Source organism: Henriciella aquimarina (assembly GCF_002088975.1).
Classification (GTDB): Bacteria; Pseudomonadota; Alphaproteobacteria; order Caulobacterales; family Hyphomonadaceae; genus Henriciella; species Henriciella aquimarina.
Map to the genome: position 1 here is coordinate 1 of NZ_NCST01000103.1, position 20,058 is coordinate 20,058.

The window sequence follows — 20,058 nt, forward strand, 5'->3', positions numbered from 1 at the left end:
CCAGCCGGACTTCCGCATCTATGCGGGCGAGACCTCGACCGAGATCGGCGGAGGCTGGATGCGGAAATCGAAGGCATCGGGACGCGACTATGTCTCGCTCACCCTCGCCGACCCGCAGATCGGACCGCGCCGGATCTTCGCCAACCTTGCCCCGGTCAAGGGCCAGAAAGGCCGGCACGTGATCCTCTGGAACGCGCGCGACTAGCCGGAAACACCGTCGCAAACGAGCCACTCCGGGCATGCAGGCCGGGGTGGCTCTCATTGCAGGGCGCGATGGTTATGCCGGCCGGGCAAGAGCCGCCATGCGCGTTTTGCCTCTCCATTTCGACCTGCTTCCGGCCAGTCTGGTCTCATCGGACGGTGGACTGACGAAAGGAGATCGCAATGGCCGATATTGAACATACGAGCCCCGGCCAGGGGGATGACAGTGAGTTCTTCAGTGTTGAGGAAGCCGCAAGATATCTGCGGCTGACGCGTTCCACGCTGGATCATTATCGCTGCCAGGGCAGGGGGCCGGTCTATCGAAAACACGGCGCCCGCGTCTTCTACACGCGTACAAGCCTCGATACCTGGTCGAACAGGCATACTTATGTCTCGACCTCCGAGCGGATTAAGCCCGAGTCGTGAGGTGGGCCATGGTGAGCGTCACAACGGCTGCCATAGGGCTCACGCTTGCCAGTCACGCACTCCCGGTTCGAAAATACCTTGTCTGGAACCGGACCGGGTCTGCGCCTATCGGGCTTTATCGGCTGAGCGGCGACCAATTCACCCTCGGCCGATGGGGTGCCGTCTCAGCCGATAGCGATGCTGCGAAATGGTCAGCGTCACGAGGTTATGTCGGCGATGGCTGGCCTCTCCTAAAGCGGATCGCCGCGCTTCCCGGCGCAGAAATATGCCGTGAAGATCTCGATATTTTTATCGACGGAAAGCCCGTCGCGAAGGCTTTGTCGCGTGATGCACAGGGACGTAAAATGCCGGAATGGCACGGATGTGTCGTGGTGCAGGACGACGAAATTTTCCTCCTGAATGCGCATCCACGCTCGCTCGACGGGCGGTATTTCGGCGTCACAAAAGTCCGGGATGTGGACGGCGTCGCCGTCCTCGTCTTTTTATGGCCCGGCTGAAAGGCGTGCAAGCGGATGCAAGGCGATGCAAGCGAATACAGGGGAGAGAGGTGCGAACCCGGAAGGGCAAGATTAAAGCTGTGGCGCCACCCGTTGGGTAGCCCCTTGTCTGCACGTCTTTTTTTTGGCGCCTGTTGCACGCGGTTGTGGCGTCGGCTTTTGGATCAAGCCGCTGATTGTACTGGAATTCGGGTGGCGCTAGGCCTCGAGGGACGGTCATGACGGAGCCTGACGATTTTACCCCGCGCCTCGGGCGCATAAGGGATATCGGAAAGTCCGGCGGCGGCCGCGCCAAATCCCAGCTCCAGCACGCCATCGCGCGGCTAAAGACAAGCGGCAAGAAAAGCGCCTTCAGCGGCAAGCGTTATGGCGCCGGCGGGGCAGCGCGCACGCGGGCGAGATCGACCCGTCATCTGGCGCGCCAACGCGTGCGCCGTGTCATCGTCAAATCCCACATCGCACGAGCCGCAAAATCGGGCGCCGCCGTCTATCGCATGCATCTCGGTTACATCCAGCGCGACGGCGTTGAGCGGGATGGCTCGGGCGGCAGACTCTATGATCGGGAAGGCGACGATATCGAGCCGAAGAAATTCCTGGGGCGCGGCGAGAATGACCGCCACCAATTCCGCCTGATCATCTCTCCGGAAGACGGTGCCGCCCTCGGCGATCTCAAGCCCGCGATCCGGGAGTTGATGGCGCAGGTCGAAAAGGACACTGGGCGGCGGCTCGATTGGGTGGCCGTCGATCACTACAATACCGGCCATCCGCATACTCATGTGGTTATCCGCGGCCGCGACGCGCGCATGAAGGATGTGGTGATCGCGAAGGACTATCTGATGGGGGGAATCCGGGAGGCAGCGGAGGACATTGTCACGCGCCGGCTCGGTCCTCGCCGCGACCTCGAAATACTGCGGGCGCGCCATAGCGAGATCGACAAGGACCGCTTCACCGGAATCGACCGGACACTGGAGCGCGCCGCCCAAGACCGGGTGGTAATCATCGAGAAAGCCCACACTGAGGCCGACCGGTTCGACCGGCATCTCGCCCTTGCGCGTCTGCGGCATCTGAAATCGCTCGGCCTTGCAGAGAAGAGCGGCCCCGACGAATGGACCATGAAACCAGGCTGGACCGAAACGCTGCGCGATCTGGGGCGCCGGGACGATGTTGTCCGCACGCTCGCGCGGGAGAACAGGAAGCACAAGGAGATCGCTTTTGCAGAGTCGCTTTCACCCGACGCTGCGCCGCTTCTCGGCTCGGTGCTCGCGAGCGGGCCCGAGGACGAATTGCGCGACACGCGATACCTGCTCGTCGAGGGATTTGACGGGCGGGTCTGGCATGTGCCGTCCGCCGCCGTCGATCGGGCCAATACGCCACCCGCCGGCGCCGTCGTCGAGGTGCGCCGCGCGCGCCCGGAACCCAGACGCGCTGACCGGACCATCGCGGAGATTGCCGAGCGAACAGGCGGGCTCTGGTCGGACGATCTTCACGCAGACGCCGACCCCGGCTCGATCAGCGCCTACCGTCTGGCGCACAAGCGGCGCCTCGAAACGCTGCGCCGGGCCGGCATTGTCGAGCGCTTAAAGGATGGACGCTGGGAGGTGCCGGAGAACTATCTCGATCGCGCTGCGGCGTATGAGGGCGCGCGCGGAAAGGGCCTGAGGGGCCTCGTTCGAAGGCGGCTTCTTCGCACTGAAGCGCGCCCACCCGTTCGGGATTTTTCGGGAGCGGCGGTTCGACTTCGATTCGCTCGGCGCGCCGGATGTTGTCCTGTTGCAGGACGATGAACATGTGGATGTACAGTATTAGGCGCTGATCATGGCTTTGCCGAATGGGCGAGTCGTGCATCGCCTTCCGACCGACAAACCATTTTCGGAGCAAAAGCCGGCGGCGGAGAGCTGGCGCGATGAAATCCCGGCGTTGATGAAATAGCGTGTCGGATCTGATCGATCCTTGTTTTCACCCGCGGCTGGACTCGGCTTTTTCGCTGTTCGGATCAAGTGCAAGCACGCCGTCTTTATGGGCGCCGAATTCATCGACCATAACAACACGATTGCGGCCGGTCGTCTTGGCGCGATAGAGCGCGGCATCGGCGGCTTCGATAATCTTGCCGGGTTCAAGCGAGGCGATGGCCTTCGCGCCACCGATGCTGATCGTGACGGGGATTTCGCTGTCGCCCGCCGTTATCGGACGCTGCGCGACTTCCTCGCGCAGACGTTCTGCGAGATCGCTTGCCGCTTCCATCTTGACGCCCGGCAAGAGGACGCAGAATTCCTCACCGCCGATGCGATAAATCCCGTCAAAGGGACGCAGGCTCGACGTCACGAGGCGGGCGATGGCGCGTAAAACGTCGTCACCGGCAGCGTGCCCGTAGGTATCGTTGACACGCTTGAAGTGATCGATGTCGACGAATAGCACGGCGCCTGTCTCGTCCGTTCTACTCATTTGCCCATGCATTTTTGTAAGCGCTTCGTCAAAGGCGCGCCGGTTCTTCATACCGGTCAGACCATCGACCCGCGCCAGCTCCGAAAGCGCAGCCTCGGATTCCTGGATTCGCCTGATCATGCGATTGAACTGAGCGGCCACCCGGCGGAGTTCCGGCGGCACGCGCACATCGATCCGGTGATCGCGGTCGCCGTCGGCAACGCGCGCCGCCCCATTGACGAGGCGGTCCACGCTCGCCGCCATGACGCGTCCGATCAGGACGACGCCGGCGATGATGGCGAGCGCTGAAAGGATGGCGGCCAGAACCGCCCTCTCATTCGCCTTGGCAAAGGCGGAAACGGCAGCATCGTGATCGGCCTGGATCTCGCCTGCGACTTTCTCATAAGCCACGCCAAGCCTGTCCGAGCTGGAGGCGACATGACCGTGAAAGCGTTCCATCATGGCGGCGGCTTCGGGATCACCGGGGGCACGTTCCACAGAAATGAGTTCCGTTGCAAGGCGATCGGCCTCGGTCCAGCTTTCCAGAGCGCGATCCACCAGTGTCAGAATGGCCGGCTCATTTTCGAATCCACCTCTGAGATCGGCGAAGCCTGACTCGATTTTCGTGCGGAGCGCCCGATAGGCGTCAGGTCTTTGCGCGCCGCCTTCGTCGACGAACTCGTCGACGGGGATGAGCGTGTCCCAGACAAGCACGCGCAGCGACTGGATTGGCGCAACCTCTGCGCGCTCGCGCAAGGAGGCATCGTGGAACGGTCCAATGACGTTTTGGCTGAGATGAAAATACCCAGCCAGGAGCATGACCGCCAGCGGTGCAACCGCCAGAACCATGCCGGTTCCGATCCAGAAACGGAGAGACTTTCCTCTGAGAAGTGTGTTCAACAAGGTCGCCTCCCGTGAGATCTGGGTGTGTCGGCCGCCGCAACACCTTGCATGGACAAGGCTTAATCGGGGCCGGGGCGTCTGGCCCGAAGTGTGGGACGTCGCCGTTTAGACTCCCTTAAAAGCCGGCTCCATTTTGCACGTCCTTGCCCGAGGAGCGCCCGCCCTCAGCTGGGGCGCCCTCGAATGAACAATTGAGGTTCTTCATGACCTAGCCGAACGAGCGGACTTCAAGCCGGATGTAAACGGCTGTCCTTAAGTCTTGCTGCGAGGCTTTGCAGGCGCTTGCAGGAATATGCACGCCCTCCAACTGGGCCTTCGGGAAAAGCATCGCGATCCTGACGGCGACGGATAGTCGCCTTCAGGAGAACGCCCATGACCGGCACCCGCATCCTCATCGGACAAATCATCGTCGTCTTCGCGCTCATCATCGGCGCCCTCTGGCTGGCAACCCAGCTCACCGCGGACGCGCTCGGATATCAGGCAGCGCTCGGTGTGCCCTGGTTCGAGCTTGCCGGACAGCCGATTTACAAACCCTGGCGGCTCTTCCAGTGGTGGTACGCCTATGAAGCCTATGCGCCGAAGGTGTTCGCCCGCGGCGGCCTGATCGCGGTCAGCGGTTCGGGGCTCGGCATTGTCGCGGCCATCATCGGGTCTGTCCTGCGCAGCCGGCACGAGCGAAACGTCACCACCTATGGATCGGCGCGCTGGGCAGAAGCAGAGGATATCCGGAAAGGGGGTCTGTTCAAGAATGACGGCGTCTTCCTCGGCAAATGGGACGGGCAGTATCTCCGCCATGGAGGACCCGAACACGTCATGGCGTTTGCGCCGACACGCTCCGGCAAGGGCGTCGGCCTCGTCGTGCCCACGCTGCTGTCCTGGACTGGCAGCGCCGTCATTCATGACATCAAGGGCGAGAACTGGGATCTGACGGCCGGATGGCGGTCAGGCGTTTCCACCTGCCTGCGCTTCGATCCTACCGACAAGCGCAGCCCGCGTTACAATCCGCTCACAGCGGTGCGCCTCGGCGAGGACGAGGTGCGCGACGTTCAGAATATTGCCGACATTCTCGTCGACCCCGAAGGCTCGCTCGAACGTCGCAACCATTGGGAAAAGACCGGGCATTCCCTCCTGGTCGGCGTGATCCTGCATGTCCTCTATGCCGAACCCGACAAGACGCTTTCGGGCTGCGCGCGCTTCCTGTCCGATCCAGCGCGATCCTTCCCGGCGACTTTGCGCGCAATGATGGAGACATCGCACCTCGAGTCCGGACCGCATCCGATTGTCGCCCAGGCCGCCCGCGAGCTGTTGAACAAAGCCGAGAATGAGCGCTCGGGCGTGCTGTCCACGGCGATGAGCTTCCTGGCTCTGTATCGAGATCCCGTCATCGCCGCGGTAACCAGCGGGACGGATTGGCGGATCGAGGATCTCGTCGATGCGGAGCAGCCTGTCTCGCTCTATCTTGTCGTGCCGCCATCGGACCTGTCACGCACCAAGCCTCTCATGCGGCTTATCCTCAATCAGATCGGCCGCCGGCTGACCGAGCGTCTGCCGGACAAGTCGCGGCGCAAGCTGCTGCTCATGCTCGATGAGTTTCCCGCACTCGGGCGTCTCGACTTCTTCGAAAGCGCGCTCGCCTTCATGGCGGGTTATGGCATCCGCTCCTATCTGATCGCCCAGTCCCTCAACCAGATCGAAAAAGCCTACGGACCGAACAATTCGATCTTGGACAATTGCCATGTGCGCGTCGCCTTCGCCACCAATGACGAACGCACGGCCAAACGCGTCTCCGACGCTATCGGAACGACCACCGAGCTGCGCTCCCAGAAGAACTATACCGGCCACCGGCTGGCGCCCTGGCTTTCGCACATGATGATCTCCCGTCAGGAGACGCAGCGCGCACTGATCACGCCGGGCGAGGTGATGCAGCTTCCCCATGACGACGCGATAGTGCTCGTCTCGGGAACAGCGCCAATCCGCGCGAAAAAGCTGCGCTACTTCGAAGACGCCAACTTCAACGGGCGCGTGCTCCCGCCGCCGGCGGTTGCGGCCGGAACGGGTAGCCGGCCCTCGCAGGACTGGGACGGCAGCGGCAAGGCCTGGACGCCGCGCGCCGGATCGGATGACGGCGCCGGTCCCGAGCACAAGCTCGCCCTGGAACCCGACCTTGCGCCCGAACCGCCTGAGCGCGACAGGGGCGAAGATTCCGACCCGGTGCCCGATCTCGACGAGCTGACCGATCCGTCGCTCGACAAGCATCTCGAGGCGATCCGCAAGGCCAAGGGCTTCGACCGCGGCGATTCCGATTTCCTGCCGGACTTCTGAAGGTCATGCCACGCCCACGCGTTCACATTCGTTTGCCGACCAATCTTCACGCCCGGCTGTGCGAAGAAGCCGGCAAGCCCGGCGCTTCCAAAGCTAAAATCGTCGAAGCAGCGCTTTCGTCCTGGTTCGACCCGGAAGCAAGGCAATCCCTCGAAGACCGTCTGCTTGTTCGGCTCGACCGTTTCGACGAGCGCCAGTCGGGGATCGAGCGCGATGTCGCTTTCACCTTCGAGGTGCTGACGCAGTATATCCTCTACTGGCTGGCGCGCACCGAACCGCTTCCGGACGGCGAACGTGACGCCGCCCAGGCGCTCGGCCAGCGGCGCTTCGATCATTTCATTGATCAGGTTGCACGAAAGTTGGCTGATGTTCCCCAACGATAGAAATGCTGCCATAATACATCATGACTCAAGCCAGCGGCATTGGTTCGCTATTTCGCTCAGTTGTCGGTGTTAAAGACTAGCCAGGCCCGGCCGGGCTATAGCAGATCATCGCCGATGCGGTCAGGGAGTTGTCCCGGCTTCTTCTATCCGGCATGCTGGGTACGGTCTGGAGAGTAAGCTCCCTCACACCGGGGCATTGATCGAACTTCCACTGGGAGATGCAAGGTTGAGTAACCGGCCAATCTGGCTGACGAGTAAAGGTCATGTCGCGCATCATCTGACCTATGGCGATCTGCAAGACATTCAGGACCTTGATGAGTTTATCCGGTGCATCGACACAGATATCCATCGTGTGGAAAAAGAGCTCTCCGAGCAGCTGGAACATTGCAAGATCAGTCCGGCCAGCCTGAAATTCTATCACGCGAGCCTGGACAGGCTGAAACGCTTTCGAGCGATCGCTCTCATCCGGTGCCGGGATGAAAGAACATGACTGACTGGAGCGCCACTGCCGCTCGGTGATGGCATCCATGCCTGCACGCTGAAGACGTGGAAGCCAAGGACGCCGGAGGCCAATCCGTTCTCATCCAGTCCAGCCATGCGTGCTCGCCAATCGCTGTCCGCATAGGGCCCTAAGAGCGTTAGAGCGCTCTTTCTCGACGAAACGCCTGTTGGGCTTGTCTGGCCAGGATTCCTTTCAGCGATCGCTTCGAGGCGACGCGGCCAGCAAAGCGCACTCGACCGCGTCACCATCTGCACGGCTGGTCGCATGCGGTTCTCTCCGAATAAGGCAGTTGGCCTCCAGGAAGGGATGAAGCAGGGCAGTATCCTGCTGCGTCAGCGCACGAACCGATCTGCCGTTCAGATGCTGGGTCAGGCGCGCCCGGATATAGGTCTCCCGGCCTCCATTCGGCGGGAGATCGTGTTCAAGTTTTGCTTTCAGCCGTAGACTTTCTCCTGCATATGCCGGCAGGTGCGGCGCAAGAAACAGATGGGCGCAGACATAGGCTGTGGCCGGGTTGCCGGGCAGGCCGAGAACCGGGATGTCGTTCAGCATGGCATGCCATGTCGGTTTTCCGGGCTTCACGTCCACTTTTTCGAAAACCATCCTGGCGCCGGCCCGGTTGAAGGCTGTGCGCATGAGGTCGTGATCGCCAACAGACGCCCCCCCGATTGCAATGATCATGTCGCAGCCGCGACCATGGTCGATGCGTGCAGCGATCCCCTCGAGCGAATCCGGCGCAAGGCCAAGATCGACCGGCTCGCCGCCCCAGAGACTCACAAGCGAGGAGATGGCTGTGGTATTGGAGTTCGCGATCTCGCCAGGCCGAAGCGCGCTGCCTGGGACTTTCAACTCATTTCCGCTTGCAAGGAGGCCAATCTTCGGGCGCCTGACCACCACGAGCTCTGCATGATTGGCAGCTGCCGCCAGCGCAAGCTCGGCCGGGCCCAGGCTGGTGCCACTGGGTAGAAGGGGATCGCCAAGACTGAAATCGAGGCCCTTTCGGCGAACGTGCCGGGCGCCTTGTTGGGCTGTCATCACCCGGACCATGTCTCCATCACGTTCCGCGTCTTCCTGCACCAGAATGTGGTCAGCTCCCGGTGGTAGTGCCCCGCCGGTAAAGATACGTACAGCCTGCATCTTCCCTAATGCCTGATCGAACGAGCGTCCGGCCGGCGCTTCACCGAGCACGATCAGGTCCGCCCCCGCATGGCGGACATCTTCCAGTCGAACCGCATATCCGTCCATCGCCGAAACGTCGGCAGGCGGGAGCGTTGCGCGGGCCGTTATCGGCTCCCGGAGGATCCGTCCGAGGCAGGCCGCAAGGGGCAGGCGCTCTCCGTCTGGCGAGGAATGGGAACGGGCAAGCTGTTCCAGGGCATCACTGACACTGACCGGTTCAGGCATAATCTCCCTACGTAACACAAACGGTGGGCTTTTCGCGTGACGGCAATGGTTGCTCCTGACGATGCCAGGCGTAGTGTTGTGGCAATACAGGAGAGACTGGGTTGGCCGGCAAACACAAATGCGTAATCCTTGCAGGTGGGACCTCGCGACGGTTCGGGGCACAGGACAAGGCGCTCGCGAAGCTTGGCGGGCGAGCACTGATCGCCCATGTGATCGAGCGTATCTCCGAAGATGGCACGGACCTCGCGGTAAATACGTCCGATAAAGGGGGGTATGCGAATTTCGGCCTTCCCCTTCTGGCCGACATCGTCCCCGGTCGGCTCGGGCCTTTGGCAGGCGTTCTGACTGCGATGCGCTGGGCTGGCGAGCAGGGTGCCGAGACTGTCTTCACGCTGCCGGCCGATATGCCATTCCTGCCTGCAAATCTGCTCGCGACACTCGACGCGGCGGAGGCGCCGGTCGTAATGGCCGAATCTGGGGGACAGACACACCATCTCTGTGCCCGATGGACCTGTTCGCTGGCGGATGATCTGGAACACGCGCTCCTCGAGGAAGGTGTCCGTGCCGTCTGGGCATACGCCCAACGACATGCGGCCGTGACGGCCGAGTTTTCACGGCGCGATGGCGTCGATCCCTTCTTTAACGTCAACAGTATCGCGGACCTGGCGGACGCACGGTCATTCCTGGACCGCCTGCAGGAATAGGACGTCATTCGCTGAACAGCTCGTCTGTCTTCAGGCGGATGGAATGCCGGAAGAATTGTTCAAGATAGCGGTCGGGCAGGGCCGGATTGAACGGTTTTCCGTCCATGATGTGATCGGCTGGAAGGGTGATTTGGGTCTTGCCATTCATCAGCTTGCGTGGCTGTTTGCTTCCCCCTTCAATGACGGAGTCGATGGCCGGGGACGGAATATGTTCAAGCAAGGCCGCATGACGGTAGATATCTGTCCGGAAGGCGCGTTCAACAGCGCCTTCAATGCCGACCGGTTCGGTCAATTGGCCCCACCTGACCATCTGAAGGGCTGTCCATATAGCCTTCGAAAGCCACGGAAAGGTCGCGAAGGTCGGATCGTATAAGGAGCACCATTCCGGGCCCTCCGAACCGGTTAGCGAAGGCGCAATATGGCTGGTGCCGATGCCGATATATTGTTCTTCTGATAGGAGTTGCGCAGCCGCACGCCGGCCATCTTCCGTCATCAGGCGCTGATTGGCGCGCAACAGGGCCCGTATCAGGAGGAGGTGCGTTTCCGCATTTTCCTCCATCCAGGTGGCTTTCACGCCGAGAACCTTCTCCGGTGCTGCAGGCCAGATGTCAGCCCCGGCAACGATCCTGTGGCCGATGCCTGTATGCTGAGCCAGGGTGTTCCAGGGTTCACCGACACAAAAGCCGTCAATGCTATCGGCCTCGCAGAGGCGCACCATGTCGGGGGGGGGCACGACGATCAGGCGCACGTCGCGGTCAGGATGGAGCCCGGCTGCGCCGAGCCAGTAGCGCAACAGATAATTGTGACTGGAGAACGGATACACCATTGCAAGGGTGAGCGGTGGCTGGCCCTTTTCAAGCCGGTCCAGGGCAACGTAACGCAACGCATCCGCGCTGACCGGGTGGCCTTCGAATGCATCCGGACCGTGCGCCTGCATGGCCTTGAAGAGCGCGTTTGAAACCGTGATGCCATTGCCATTCAGATTGAAGGCGAAGGCGGTGGCCAGCGGACCGGGCATGGGCGACAGCCCAAGCGCCGAAGCCACCACCATGGGCGAGAGCAGGTGGGCCGCGTCGAGACCGCCGACGGCAAGCTTGTCGCGTATGCGTGCCCAGGAATGTTCGCGGCTCAGCGTGACCTCGAGCCCGAGCGCCTCGAACAGGCCCTCATGCTTGGCAATGATCAGCGGCGCAGCATCGCTGAGCGGGATAAATCCGATACGAACAGTCCGTGAGGCCATGGATTATACCTTCCCCAACAGGTCCGCCATGGAGATGATCTCCTCGGCGACCAGTTTGAGCGGCTTTCCGGATATCATCGAAGATTCGCGCATGGCATCATAGGCGGCTTTCTCGGTCATCTCCCGCTTGTCCATGAGGATTCCCTTGGCACGCTCGACCAGCTTGCGGGTCTCGAGATCGTCCTTTGATTTCTTGAGTTCCTTCCAGAGCCCGTCGACCATGCGGAAGCGTTCGATCGCGATCTCGATGACGGGCAGCACTCGCGACTGTGACAGGCCGTCGACGATATAGGCGCTGACGCCAGCCCGGACGGCCTCCTTGGCCAGTGAGCCATCGCCATTCTCGACGAACATGACGATAGGTTTCGGGTTTTCCCGGGCGACTGTGCGCAGGTTCTCGATCGTGTCACGGTCTGGGGACTCACAGTCGATGATGATCACGTCCGGCTGGAGTTCGTTGATCTTGTCGAGCAGACCGACCGAATGCAGCTCCTCGGCGCGGCGGACCACAGCACGGTCATGCAGACCTGCCTGAACAACGGCGGCCCTCGTCGGGTCGCTGTCGATCAGCAGAACGATAAGAGGGGTGTCCGGTGTTTCGCTCACGCCTGGATGTTAGGATTGTTGCGCCGCAACATCAAAGGGCATTTTCGGATCTCCTGCCTGACAGGTAACTGGAAAGACGGCATTGCGTGTAATTTGGGCAACGCTTGACGCAGACATGCCGGCAAAGGTCCTTCCGATTCCGAGAAGAACAGGACCATCGACTCTTATTTCGGTTGAGGTCAGCGCTCCGAGTGTGGTCTTGTCGCGTTCTTCTCCCGGCCCGGAGACGGCTCTCATGATGACAACGGGGGTTTGGGCCTCAAGCCCTTCTGCAATGAGCTTGTCGGCTAAGGCATTGGCTGTGCGCCCACCCATATAGACTATAAGCGTAGTGGCTGGATCAGCGCAGGCGCGCCAGTCGAGTTCGGGCAGCCGGCCATCGCGACTGTGCGCGGTGATGAATTTCACGCCCTGGGCACAGTCGCGGTGGGTGAGTGGCACGCCGAGTGAGGCGGCCGCGGCAAATGCAGCCGTCACGCCGGGCACGGTATCGACCGGAACCCCGGCAGCTTTCAGGACCTCGATCTCCTCGCCGGCCCGCCCGAAGATCATCGGATCGCCGGATTTGAGGCGGACCACCCGCTTGCCCTGTCTGGCCAGCCCGATCATCAGTGCATTGATGTCCTCCTGGCGGCACGACGCGCGGTGGCCGCGCTTGCCGACAAGCATCCGCTTCGCTTCGCGGCGGGCAAGGTTGAGCACATCCTCCGAGACCAGTGCATCGAACAGGATGATGTCGGCGGCCTGCATGGCGCGTACGGCGCGCATGGTCAGCAGGTCGGAGGCACCGGGCCCCGCGCCAACAAGCGTGACATGGCCGCGGCGGTCTCTCGTGCCCGCTGCGGGCTGCTTCAAAACGTGCTCGGCTTCCTCGGGGGCGCGGGTCAGGGCCGCCTCGGCGAAGCGGCGCCAGAATGCCTTTCTCTGCGCGGCGTCGGGAAGAAGGCTTTTGATCTTCGCGCGTGCGGCCTTCGCCTTGCCCGCCCATGCCGAGAGCGTCTCGGGCAGAAGGGTCTCGATGCGGGTGCGGATCGCCTGGGCAAGGGCGGGCGCCGCACCTGCCGTCGAGATGGAGATGACAACGGGGGAGCGGTTGACGATGGAGCCGAACTGAAAATCGCAGAGCGCCTTCCGGTCTACGACATTGACCGGCACACCGGCGGCTCGGGCGCTTGCGGCGAAAGTCTCGTCTTGGCCGGCTGCGTCGAAGGCGCCGATGGCCAAGGTCTTTCCGTTGAAGTCTTCCGGTGTCCAATCACGTTCTAGATGGGTGATGCGATCTGCATGCTCGGCGAGGACGGCTGAAAGCTCCGGGTCAGGCGCGGTACAGGTGACGATAACGTGTGCCCCCGTTGCGCCGAGCAATTCGGCCTTCCAGCCCGCTCCGTCTCCGTTCCCAGCCACCAGGACGGTCTTGCCGGCGAGATCATAGAAAACTGGCAGGACAGAGAGGTCCTCGATGGCATTCGGGCGGCGGGGTTCAGGCGTCAGCGTTTTCATTCCGGGCCTCCATGAGCTTGCGGATATCGGGACGGCAGCTGCCGCAATTCGTGCCGGCGCCCGTGCAGGTACCGATCATGTTGAGGGTCGTGGCCCCGTCCCTGATGGCGTCGATAAGCGTGTTGCGTCCGACGCCCAGACAGGAACAGACGATGGGGCCAGGATCGGCCGCGCCCTCGCCGGGGAAACCGGCGAGAATGGCGGTGCGCTCAGGGCCGGTAATGATGTGGCCGAGCTGGGCTGTCAGCCAGTCGCGGGCTGCAGCAACGGGCCGTGAGCTGGCGATCAGAATGCCGGTCAGGCGGCCGCGCTCGAACAGGGCAGCGCGATAGGTGCCCGGTCCGGCGACGCCTTCGACCAGCTCGCCGTCATGCTGACTGGCGAAGAGTTCCCGGGCGAAACCGGCCCAATCGTCAGGCATCTCACTCCCGGCCAGCTCCATACGGTTCCCGGAGAGCGCCGTGCTTCGGGCCCAATATGCGATTTCCGGCGACGTGAGGCTGAGACCGGCTGCGAAACCGTACCAGGCTGGCGCCAGCGGTGCGGCTTTTACCCTCGATGATTTCAGGGCCGGCTGGCCGGAGACCGGATCCGGGGACGGGGTGACCAGGCTGTCGACCCGCGCCGCATTGGCTTTGAGGCCCGTCCAGTGCATCGGTACGAAGACGGTGCCTTTCTGCTGTTCATCCGTGATGAGGGCCCGTACCGCGATACGGCCCTTGCGGTTTGAGAGAGTCAGGAGTTCGGCATCCGTGATCCCGATGGATGCCGCGTCAGCGGCGTGGATCTCAGCGAAGGGTTCGCCGATATGCTGGTTGAGGCGCGCGGCGCGGCCGGTGCGCGTCATCGTGTGCCACTGGTCGCGGATCCGGCCGGTATTCAGGATGAGGGGCAGCGGCTTGGCGGCGGGCTTCGGCGAGAGCGCCGGGGCGACGAAATTCGCCCGGCGGTCTTCCGTGAAGAACTGGCCGTCTTCAAAGAACCGTTCAATTTGCCCGCCATCCTTGCGCACAGGCCAGCGAATGGGGGCAAGCGCGTCATAGGCGCTATCGGAAAGGTCGCTCAGCCCTCCGAGGTCGAGATCGCGCGTCCCCTCATTCTCGAACGCGGTCATCGCGGCATATTCGCGGAAGATATCGGCCGGATTGCCATAGGCAAACCATTTCCCGTAACCGAGTCTGCGGGCGAGGCCGCTAAGGGCTTGCCAGTCATGGCGGGCAAGGCCGGGCGGTGGGAGGAAGGCGCGCTGGCGCGAGATACGGCGCTCGGAATTGGTGACCGTCCCGTCCTTTTCGCCCCAGCCTGTCGCGGGCAGGACGATGTCGGCGCAGGCGGTCGTATCAGTATCGACAATGTCGGAGACGATGACGAGCGGGCAGGCCTTGAGTGCAGCTTTCACCCGGTCGGCATCGGGCATGGAGACCACCGGGTTGGTCGCCATGATCCAGATGGCCTTGATACGGCCATCCTCGACGGCCTCAAACAGATCCACGGCTTTCAGGCCGGGCTTCTCGGCGATATTGGGCGCGGTCCAGAAACGTTTCACGCGATCGACCGAGGCCGGATCGAAATCCATATGACAGGCGAGCTGGTTCGAGAGCCCGCCGACCTCGCGTCCGCCCATCGCGTTCGGCTGGCCGGTCATGGAGAAGGGGCCCATGCCAGGCTTGCCGATACGGCCCGTCAGCAAATGGGGATTGATGATCGCATTGACTTTGTCGGTGCCGTCACGCGCCTGGTTCACGCCCATGGAGAAGAGGGTGACGGTCTTTTCGGTCCACGCGAAACGGGCATAGAAGCTCTCAAGTTCAGTCGCCGGCAGACCGGTCTCCTGCGAAACGCGCGTGAGGTCGTAAGGCGCGGCCGCCTCCAGTGCGTCTTCCACCCCATTCGTGCGCGCACGGATAAAAGGCTCGTCCATGCAGTCATGACGGGCGAGATAGGTCAGCAATCCCTGAAACAGCGCAACATCGCTCCCGGGCTTGAGGGGGAGGTGCTGGTCGGCCAGCTCGCAGCTGGCGGTGCGGCGCGGGTCGATGACTACGATCTGCATGCCGGGACGCTTTTCCTTCGCCGTGGCGACACGCTGATAGAGGATTGGATGGCACCAGGCGAGGTTCGACCCGGCGAGGATCAGAAGATCGCAGCCTTCGACATCCTCATAGGTGCCTGGCACCGTATCGGCGCCGAAGGCACGCTTGTGCCCAGCCACCGCAGACGCCATGCAGAGCCGGGAATTCGTATCGACATTGGCGCTGCCGATGAAGCCCTTCATCAGCTTGTTGGCGACGTAATAGTCTTCCGTGAGAAGTTGCCCGGACAGGTAGAAGGCAACGCTGTCGGGCCCGTGCTTTTCGATGGCTGCACGGAACCCTTCAGCGGCGCGGGCCATGGCCGTGTCCCAGTTTGCGCGCTTGCCATCGACACGTGGAGCGAGCAGCCGGCCGTGCAGGCCGAGCGTCTCGCCAAGCGCTGAGCCTTTCGAGCAAAGCCGACCGCCATTGGACGGGTGAGCGATATCCCCGGCAACCATGGCGCTGTTATCACCGTTCGGGGTGGCGCTGACGCCGCATCCGACGCCGCAATAAGGGCACGTCGTGTTGATGGAAGGCAGACGGGTGCCATCGGGCATGGTGCTATCTCCTGAGCTTTTTGAGATCGAGGTTGACCCGGCCGTCCAGGACCTTTGCCGGATACGTTATCGCCTGCCCCTCATCGGGGCCGCAGGCGGCGCCTGTCTTGAGGTCCAGCACGAGGCTGTGCAGTGGGCAGGTGACGGTATGGCCGTGCACGATGCCCTGGCTGAGCGGGCCATCCATGTGCGGGCAGCGGTCATCCAGCGCATAGACCTCGTCGCTCGCGGTACGAAACACGGCGATGCATCCGGCTTCGGTCTTCAGGATTCGCGATCCGCGTGCGGGAATATCGTCGAGGCTGCAGACCTCGACCCAGAAGGTTTCCGGTCCACTCATTCTGCAGGCTCCATCTGGCGGTTGAGGGTCAGCGGCTCGAATTCGTGGGCATCCTTGCCGGCTACACGCTGGGCCCAGGGGTCCTCCTGCATGAATTGCTGGGAATAGACGAACCGGTCGCAATAGGCCTTGCGCTGGGCGGGATCTTCCAGCGTCTCGCGGATATGCTCGATGCCGACCTTGTCGGCCCATTTGTAGATCCGGTCGAGATACCAGGCCTGTTCGCGGTACATCTGAACGAGACCGCCAATATATTCGATGACCTCTGCCTCGGTTTCGAGCGTGCAGAGCTTCTCGGTGCCCTTCACATGCATACCGGCCGCTCCTGCGAAGTGGATTTCATATCCGCTGTCGACGCACACGACGCCGATATCCTTGCATGTCGCTTCTGCGCAGTTGCGTGGACAACCGGAGACGCCGAGCTTGATCTTGTGCGGGGACCAGGCGCCCCAGAGGAAGCGCTCAAGCTTGATCCCGAGGCCGGTCGAGTCCTGCGTGCCGAAGCGGCACCACTCCTGGCCCACACACGTCTTCACCGTGCGCAGCCCCTTGGCATAGGCATGGCCGGAAACCAGACCGGCCTGGTTGAGATCGCCCCAGACCTCGCGCAGGTCCTCCTTCTTGACGCCAAGCAGGTCGATCCGCTGTCCGCCTGTGACCTTCACGGTGGGGATGTCGTACTTGTCGGCGACATCGGCGATAGCCCGCAGCTCGTTTGGTGAGGTCATCCCACCCCACATGCGGGGCACGACGGAATAGGTGCCGTCCTTCTGGATGTTGGCGTGGACACGCTCATTGATGAAGCGCGACTGTCCGTCATCACGGTATTCGCCGGGCCAGGCACAGACCAGGTAATAGTTGATGGCCGGACGGCACTTTGCACAGCCGCAGGATGTCTTCCATTCCAGCTGCTGCATCACATCCGTGATGGTCTTCAACTCGCCCGCAACGATCAGGCGGCGGACCTCGTCATGGCCGAGATCGGTACAGGGGCAGACTGGTTTCTTGGCGTTCGGGTCAAACGCGTCTCCCAGTGTGAGCGCAAGCAGCTGCTCAACGAGCCCGGTGCACGACCCGCACGAAGCCGAAGCCTTTGTATGAGCACGGACATCGTCCAGTGTGGTCAGGCCCTCGCTGGTAATCGTCTCCTGGATCCGGGATTTGCACACGCCGTTGCAGCCGCAGATCTCTGCGTCACCGGGCAACGCTGCAACGGCCGCCATAGGGTCGACAGCACCGCCATTGGCATAGGCTGGGCCGAAGATCAGTGTATCGCGATAGTCCTCGACGTCGGTGCCATCCTTGATGTGCTGGAAGAACCAGGCGCTATCAGCCGTATCGCCATAGAAGACCGCGCCGATGACGCGATTTTCTTCCAGGACGAGGCGCTTGTAGATCCCCTTGGCAGCGTCACGCAGGACAACCTCCTCGCGGCCTTCGCCATTCTGGAAGTCACCGGCCGAGAACAGATCCACGCCCGTGACCTTGAGCTTCGTGGACACCTGCGAGCCCGAATAGTGCGCATCCCGGTCATCGCCCAGCTGGCCGGCTACAACCTTGGCCATTGCGTAAAGCGGTGCCACCAGGCCGTAGCATTGGCCACGATGCTGGGCGCATTCGCCGACGGCGAAAATGTCGGGATCCGAGGTGCGCATATCGTCACCGACAACGATGCCACGCTCGATCTCCAGACCTGCGTCTTTCGCGAGCTGGACGTTCGGACGGATGCCGACGGCCATGCAGACGAGGCTGGCCTCGATTTCGGTGCCGTCCTCGAGTTTCACGCTTTCAACATGGTCGGTTCCCAAAATCTCCTTCGTGTTGGCTTCGACATGAACCTCTATTCCCCGGCGCTCGATCTCGCGCTTGAGCAGATGGCCGGCGGGCTCATCCAGCTGGCGCTCCATGAGGGTCGGGGCGAGGTGAATTACTGTCACCTCCATGCCCTGCTGCTTGAGCCCGGCCGCTACCTCAAGGCCTAGAAGTCCGCCGCCGATGACGACAGCCCGGCCGCCTGTTTTCGAAGCGGCAAGCATGGCCTCGACATCGTCGATGTCGCGATAGGCAAGGACGCCGGGCAGGTCATGGCCCGGGACCGGGATGATGAAGGGGCTGGAACCGGTAGCGATCAGCAGCTGGTCGTAGGTGGCCGTCGTGCCGTCGTCTGCGATTACACGCTTATTATCGCGGTCGATTTCATTGACGCGCTTGCCACGGTGCAGAGTGACGCCATGACGGTGATACCAGGCATCATCATGGATGATGATGTCCTCATAGGATTTCTCTCCCGAGAGGACGGGCGAGAGCATGATGCGGTCATAATTGACGCGCGGCTCGGCGTTGAAAATGGTGACGTCATAGTGACCGGGCGCGGTCTCGAAGAGGTGGTCGAGCACCCGGCCGGGGGCCATTCCGTTTCCGATGATAACGAGTTTCTTGCGGGACATGCGCAACCTTTCCGACAGGGGGAGCGGCAAGCCGCTCCGGCGAATTTGTGAAAATGTGTCTGTTCCGCTGGCCGCGTGGCCGGGTGGAACGCACTTTTCGCCATCGAAAAGTTTGGTGCGCCGTCACTGCGCAGGAAAAAGACTCCCATATGCGTCCTGGCTGCGCAAGGGGGCAGCAGGCACGCGGCTGAAGAGGGGCTTTCCTGCAGGCATCTTGCCTGAATGTTAGTCAGGAGTTGGCATGGGCTGCGCATTTTCAGGGCATCTCGGGCGGATCAAAAGGCCCACTCCAAGGATAACCAGAGCTTTTTCCGGTCGCTGGCAAAGGCCTTCGCGTCATAGCTGGCAAACTTGGCGAGCGCTGTCAGTCGGCCGAACTTTGCGCTGATGGCAAGGTCGAGCTCGTTGCCAAAGGAGGCTCCTCCACGGTCGGCGGAAAAGTCATGCCAGGCGGCAGAGAAGCCAAGCCTGTCAGCCGGGCCGGCTGCCTCGCCTGTCCAGGACAGTTTTGCGTAGGTGTCGTTCAAACCGTCTGCCGGGGTCGACAGGAAGATATCGGCAAAGCCGTTGAACTTGTGTAGCGTCGCCAGCGGTCTCTGAAAGGCCATTGTGCCATTGTCGCTGCCAAGCGCCTCCTGGCCGAGCGTTGCGGAGAAGTCGCTGTATTCTGCGCTGGCCTCGATGAGATAATAATCGGTCTCATAGGCTGCAGGCTGGCGGCCATGATCCTGCTGGCGGGCATAGCGTGCCCGGCCGCTGAAGATGGCATGGTTGGCCGACAGGGCCACACCATACGTAACGGAGGATGCGGCCGGGGCGTTGGCGAAGTCCAGCATGTAGGCGAAGCCCGATGCCGCAAAACTCGAATCCACGCCGGAAAAGGCGTACTCGGCCGTGGCGAGCATACTGTTGGAGTCCCATTCGGCACCGGGCAATTCGTCTCCGAAGATCCGGTTCACCTGATCGACCCAGGCAATATCGATCGTCAGGCCCTCGACCGGCGTATTCATGACCCTGAGAGCATCAAATGTCTGTTCGTCCTGACGCCATCCGACATTGCCGATGAACCAGGCATCGTCCTGTACGATCCGCTGGCGGCCCAAGGTAAGCCGGGTCTGCGATAGCGATGTGTTGCTGATCTGGAGACGGTTAAGCTCGGTTGTTTCCGGATCTGCGACGACGGGAAAGGCTGTGCGGCCATTGGCAGTGGAGTTGTAATCCTCGTTCAGGGCGGCGACGTGTTCGAAATCGACGAGAAAGTCCGTGTCAGGCAGGACACGCGCTTCGAAGCCTGCTCGCAAGCGGGCCGTGAGGGCCTCGGCTTTCTCCGAGAAGCCGTCCTGGTCAACGGTTTCATAGCGCAGCCGAAGATCGAATATCGGTTTCACCGGGTGCTTATCTTCCGCAGCGGCGGGCATAAAGGCAAGCGTAATCAGGCTTGTGGCAAGCAGGCAGGCAGGACGTTTCATTGGACGTCTCTCATGGCGTTTGGGCGCTGCGGCCCGGAGGCGCAGGGCAAGGTGTAGGAAC

The 20,058-nt window shown here is 62.2% G+C and carries 17 protein-coding genes; 7 read left to right on the plus strand and 10 right to left on the minus strand.

Annotated features, from left to right (window positions below):
- The 4 genes from B8784_RS15545 to B8784_RS15560 all read left to right on the plus strand — a co-directional run.
- Window positions 1-205 (plus strand): DUF736 domain-containing protein (locus tag B8784_RS15545; RefSeq protein ID WP_143435360.1); only part of this gene is annotated, 205 nt, incomplete at its 5' end.
- A 179-nt stretch (window positions 206-384) separates the two neighbouring features.
- On the plus strand, window positions 385-627 hold the full coding sequence (locus B8784_RS15550; protein ID WP_084397160.1) for a helix-turn-helix domain-containing protein: 243 nt from the start codon (window positions 385-387) through the stop codon (window positions 625-627).
- Window positions 628-635: 8 nt separating this feature from the next.
- Window positions 636-1,124 (plus strand): S26 family signal peptidase, encoded by a 489-nt coding sequence (locus B8784_RS15555; protein ID WP_084397227.1) that lies wholly within the window; start codon window positions 636-638, stop codon window positions 1,122-1,124.
- A gap of 218 nt (window positions 1,125-1,342) precedes the next feature.
- Entirely contained in the window at window positions 1,343-2,908 is a 1,566-nt protein-coding gene (locus tag B8784_RS15560) for a DUF3363 domain-containing protein (RefSeq protein ID WP_084398829.1), read from the plus strand.
- 172 nt (window positions 2,909-3,080) lie between these two features.
- On the opposite strand, the gene B8784_RS15565 is transcribed toward B8784_RS15560, so the two are convergent.
- The gene (locus B8784_RS15565) at window positions 3,081-4,448 is read right to left on the minus strand and encodes a GGDEF domain-containing protein (protein ID WP_143435562.1); all 1,368 of its coding nucleotides are present in this window, start codon (window positions 4,446-4,448) and stop codon (window positions 3,081-3,083) included.
- A gap of 372 nt (window positions 4,449-4,820) precedes the next feature.
- Between B8784_RS15565 and B8784_RS15570 the strand changes: the two genes are divergently transcribed.
- Together B8784_RS15570 and B8784_RS15575 are read left to right on the plus strand one after the other, a co-directional pair.
- Window positions 4,821-6,770, plus strand: a complete 1,950-nt coding sequence (locus tag B8784_RS15570) for a conjugal transfer protein TraG (RefSeq protein WP_084398831.1) — start codon at window positions 4,821-4,823, stop codon at window positions 6,768-6,770.
- Window positions 6,771-6,775: 5 nt separating this feature from the next.
- Window positions 6,776-7,153, plus strand: coding sequence for a hypothetical protein (locus tag B8784_RS15575; protein ID WP_084398832.1), 378 nt, complete (start codon window positions 6,776-6,778; stop codon window positions 7,151-7,153).
- A gap of 76 nt (window positions 7,154-7,229) precedes the next feature.
- Here B8784_RS15575 and B8784_RS15580 read toward each other — a convergent pair whose 3' ends face one another.
- Both B8784_RS15580 and B8784_RS15585 read right to left on the minus strand, forming a co-directional pair.
- On the minus strand, window positions 7,230-7,682 hold the full coding sequence (locus B8784_RS15580) for a hypothetical protein (protein ID WP_084398833.1): 453 nt from the start codon (window positions 7,680-7,682) through the stop codon (window positions 7,230-7,232).
- 165 nt (window positions 7,683-7,847) lie between these two features.
- Window positions 7,848-9,059 (minus strand): molybdopterin molybdotransferase MoeA, encoded by a 1,212-nt coding sequence (locus tag B8784_RS15585; protein ID WP_084398834.1) that lies wholly within the window; start codon window positions 9,057-9,059, stop codon window positions 7,848-7,850.
- A 101-nt stretch (window positions 9,060-9,160) separates the two neighbouring features.
- Here B8784_RS15585 and mobA point away from each other — a divergent pair, with 101 nt between their 5' ends.
- Entirely contained in the window at window positions 9,161-9,763 is a 603-nt protein-coding gene (gene mobA, locus B8784_RS15590; RefSeq protein WP_084398835.1) for a molybdenum cofactor guanylyltransferase MobA, read from the plus strand.
- Between the two features lie 4 nt (window positions 9,764-9,767).
- Here the strand turns inward: mobA and B8784_RS15595 are convergent, their stop codons facing one another.
- The 7 genes from B8784_RS15595 to B8784_RS15625 all read right to left on the minus strand — a co-directional run bounded on the left by B8784_RS15595 (window position 9,768) and on the right by B8784_RS15625 (window position 19,997).
- Window positions 9,768-11,003: a CmpA/NrtA family ABC transporter substrate-binding protein gene (locus B8784_RS15595; RefSeq protein WP_084398836.1), complete on the minus strand. Its 1,236-nt coding sequence runs from the start codon at window positions 11,001-11,003 to the stop codon at window positions 9,768-9,770.
- Between the two features lie 3 nt (window positions 11,004-11,006).
- Window positions 11,007-11,609 carry an ANTAR domain-containing response regulator gene (locus B8784_RS15600; RefSeq protein ID WP_084398837.1) on the minus strand — a complete coding sequence of 201 codons (603 nt, stop codon included), beginning with the start codon at window positions 11,607-11,609 and terminating at the stop codon, window positions 11,007-11,009.
- A gap of 9 nt (window positions 11,610-11,618) precedes the next feature.
- The gene (cysG, locus tag B8784_RS15605; protein WP_084398838.1) at window positions 11,619-13,109 is read right to left on the minus strand and encodes a siroheme synthase CysG; all 1,491 of its coding nucleotides are present in this window, start codon (window positions 13,107-13,109) and stop codon (window positions 11,619-11,621) included.
- Complete coding sequence (locus B8784_RS15610) at window positions 13,090-15,741, minus strand: nitrate reductase (protein WP_084398839.1); 2,652 nt, start codon at window positions 15,739-15,741, stop codon at window positions 13,090-13,092. The genes cysG and B8784_RS15610 overlap by 20 nt, the downstream gene beginning before the upstream one ends.
- 4 nt (window positions 15,742-15,745) lie before the next feature.
- Window positions 15,746-16,081 (minus strand): nitrite reductase small subunit NirD, encoded by a 336-nt coding sequence (gene nirD, locus B8784_RS15615; protein ID WP_084398840.1) that lies wholly within the window; start codon window positions 16,079-16,081, stop codon window positions 15,746-15,748.
- On the minus strand, window positions 16,078-18,528 hold the full coding sequence (gene nirB / locus B8784_RS15620) for a nitrite reductase large subunit NirB (RefSeq protein ID WP_084398841.1): 2,451 nt from the start codon (window positions 18,526-18,528) through the stop codon (window positions 16,078-16,080). The genes nirD and nirB overlap by 4 nt, the downstream gene beginning before the upstream one ends.
- 275 nt (window positions 18,529-18,803) lie before the next feature.
- The gene (locus B8784_RS15625) at window positions 18,804-19,997 is read right to left on the minus strand and encodes a hypothetical protein (protein ID WP_084398842.1); all 1,194 of its coding nucleotides are present in this window, start codon (window positions 19,995-19,997) and stop codon (window positions 18,804-18,806) included.
- Window positions 19,998-20,058 lie beyond the last annotated feature (61 nt).

Excerpts from the sequence above, each read along its gene's own strand:
- B8784_RS15555 (WP_084397227.1), top strand. The coding sequence starts at position 636 with ATGGTGAGCGTCACAACGGCTGCCATAGGGCTCACGCTTGCCAGTCAC.
- B8784_RS15575 (WP_084398832.1), top strand. The coding sequence starts at position 6,776 with ATGCCACGCCCACGCGTTCACATTCGTTTGCCGACCAATCTTCACGCC.
- B8784_RS15570 (WP_084398831.1), top strand. The coding sequence starts at position 4,821 with ATGACCGGCACCCGCATCCTCATCGGACAAATCATCGTCGTCTTCGCG.
- cysG (WP_084398838.1), bottom strand. The coding sequence starts at position 13,109 with ATGAAAACGCTGACGCCTGAACCCCGCCGCCCGAATGCCATCGAGGAC.
- B8784_RS15595 (WP_084398836.1), bottom strand. The coding sequence starts at position 11,003 with ATGGCCTCACGGACTGTTCGTATCGGATTTATCCCGCTCAGCGATGCT.
- B8784_RS15580 (WP_084398833.1), bottom strand. The coding sequence starts at position 7,682 with ATGGATGCCATCACCGAGCGGCAGTGGCGCTCCAGTCAGTCATGTTCT.
- nirB (WP_084398841.1), bottom strand. The coding sequence starts at position 18,528 with ATGTCCCGCAAGAAACTCGTTATCATCGGAAACGGAATGGCCCCCGGC.
- B8784_RS15625 (WP_084398842.1), bottom strand. The coding sequence starts at position 19,997 with ATGAAACGTCCTGCCTGCCTGCTTGCCACAAGCCTGATTACGCTTGCC.
- B8784_RS15610 (WP_084398839.1), bottom strand. The coding sequence starts at position 15,741 with ATGCCCGATGGCACCCGTCTGCCTTCCATCAACACGACGTGCCCTTAT.
- B8784_RS15560 (WP_084398829.1), top strand. The coding sequence starts at position 1,343 with ATGACGGAGCCTGACGATTTTACCCCGCGCCTCGGGCGCATAAGGGAT.
- B8784_RS15585 (WP_084398834.1), bottom strand. The coding sequence starts at position 9,059 with ATGCCTGAACCGGTCAGTGTCAGTGATGCCCTGGAACAGCTTGCCCGT.
- nirD (WP_084398840.1), bottom strand. The coding sequence starts at position 16,081 with ATGAGTGGACCGGAAACCTTCTGGGTCGAGGTCTGCAGCCTCGACGAT.
- B8784_RS15550 (WP_084397160.1), top strand. The coding sequence starts at position 385 with ATGGCCGATATTGAACATACGAGCCCCGGCCAGGGGGATGACAGTGAG.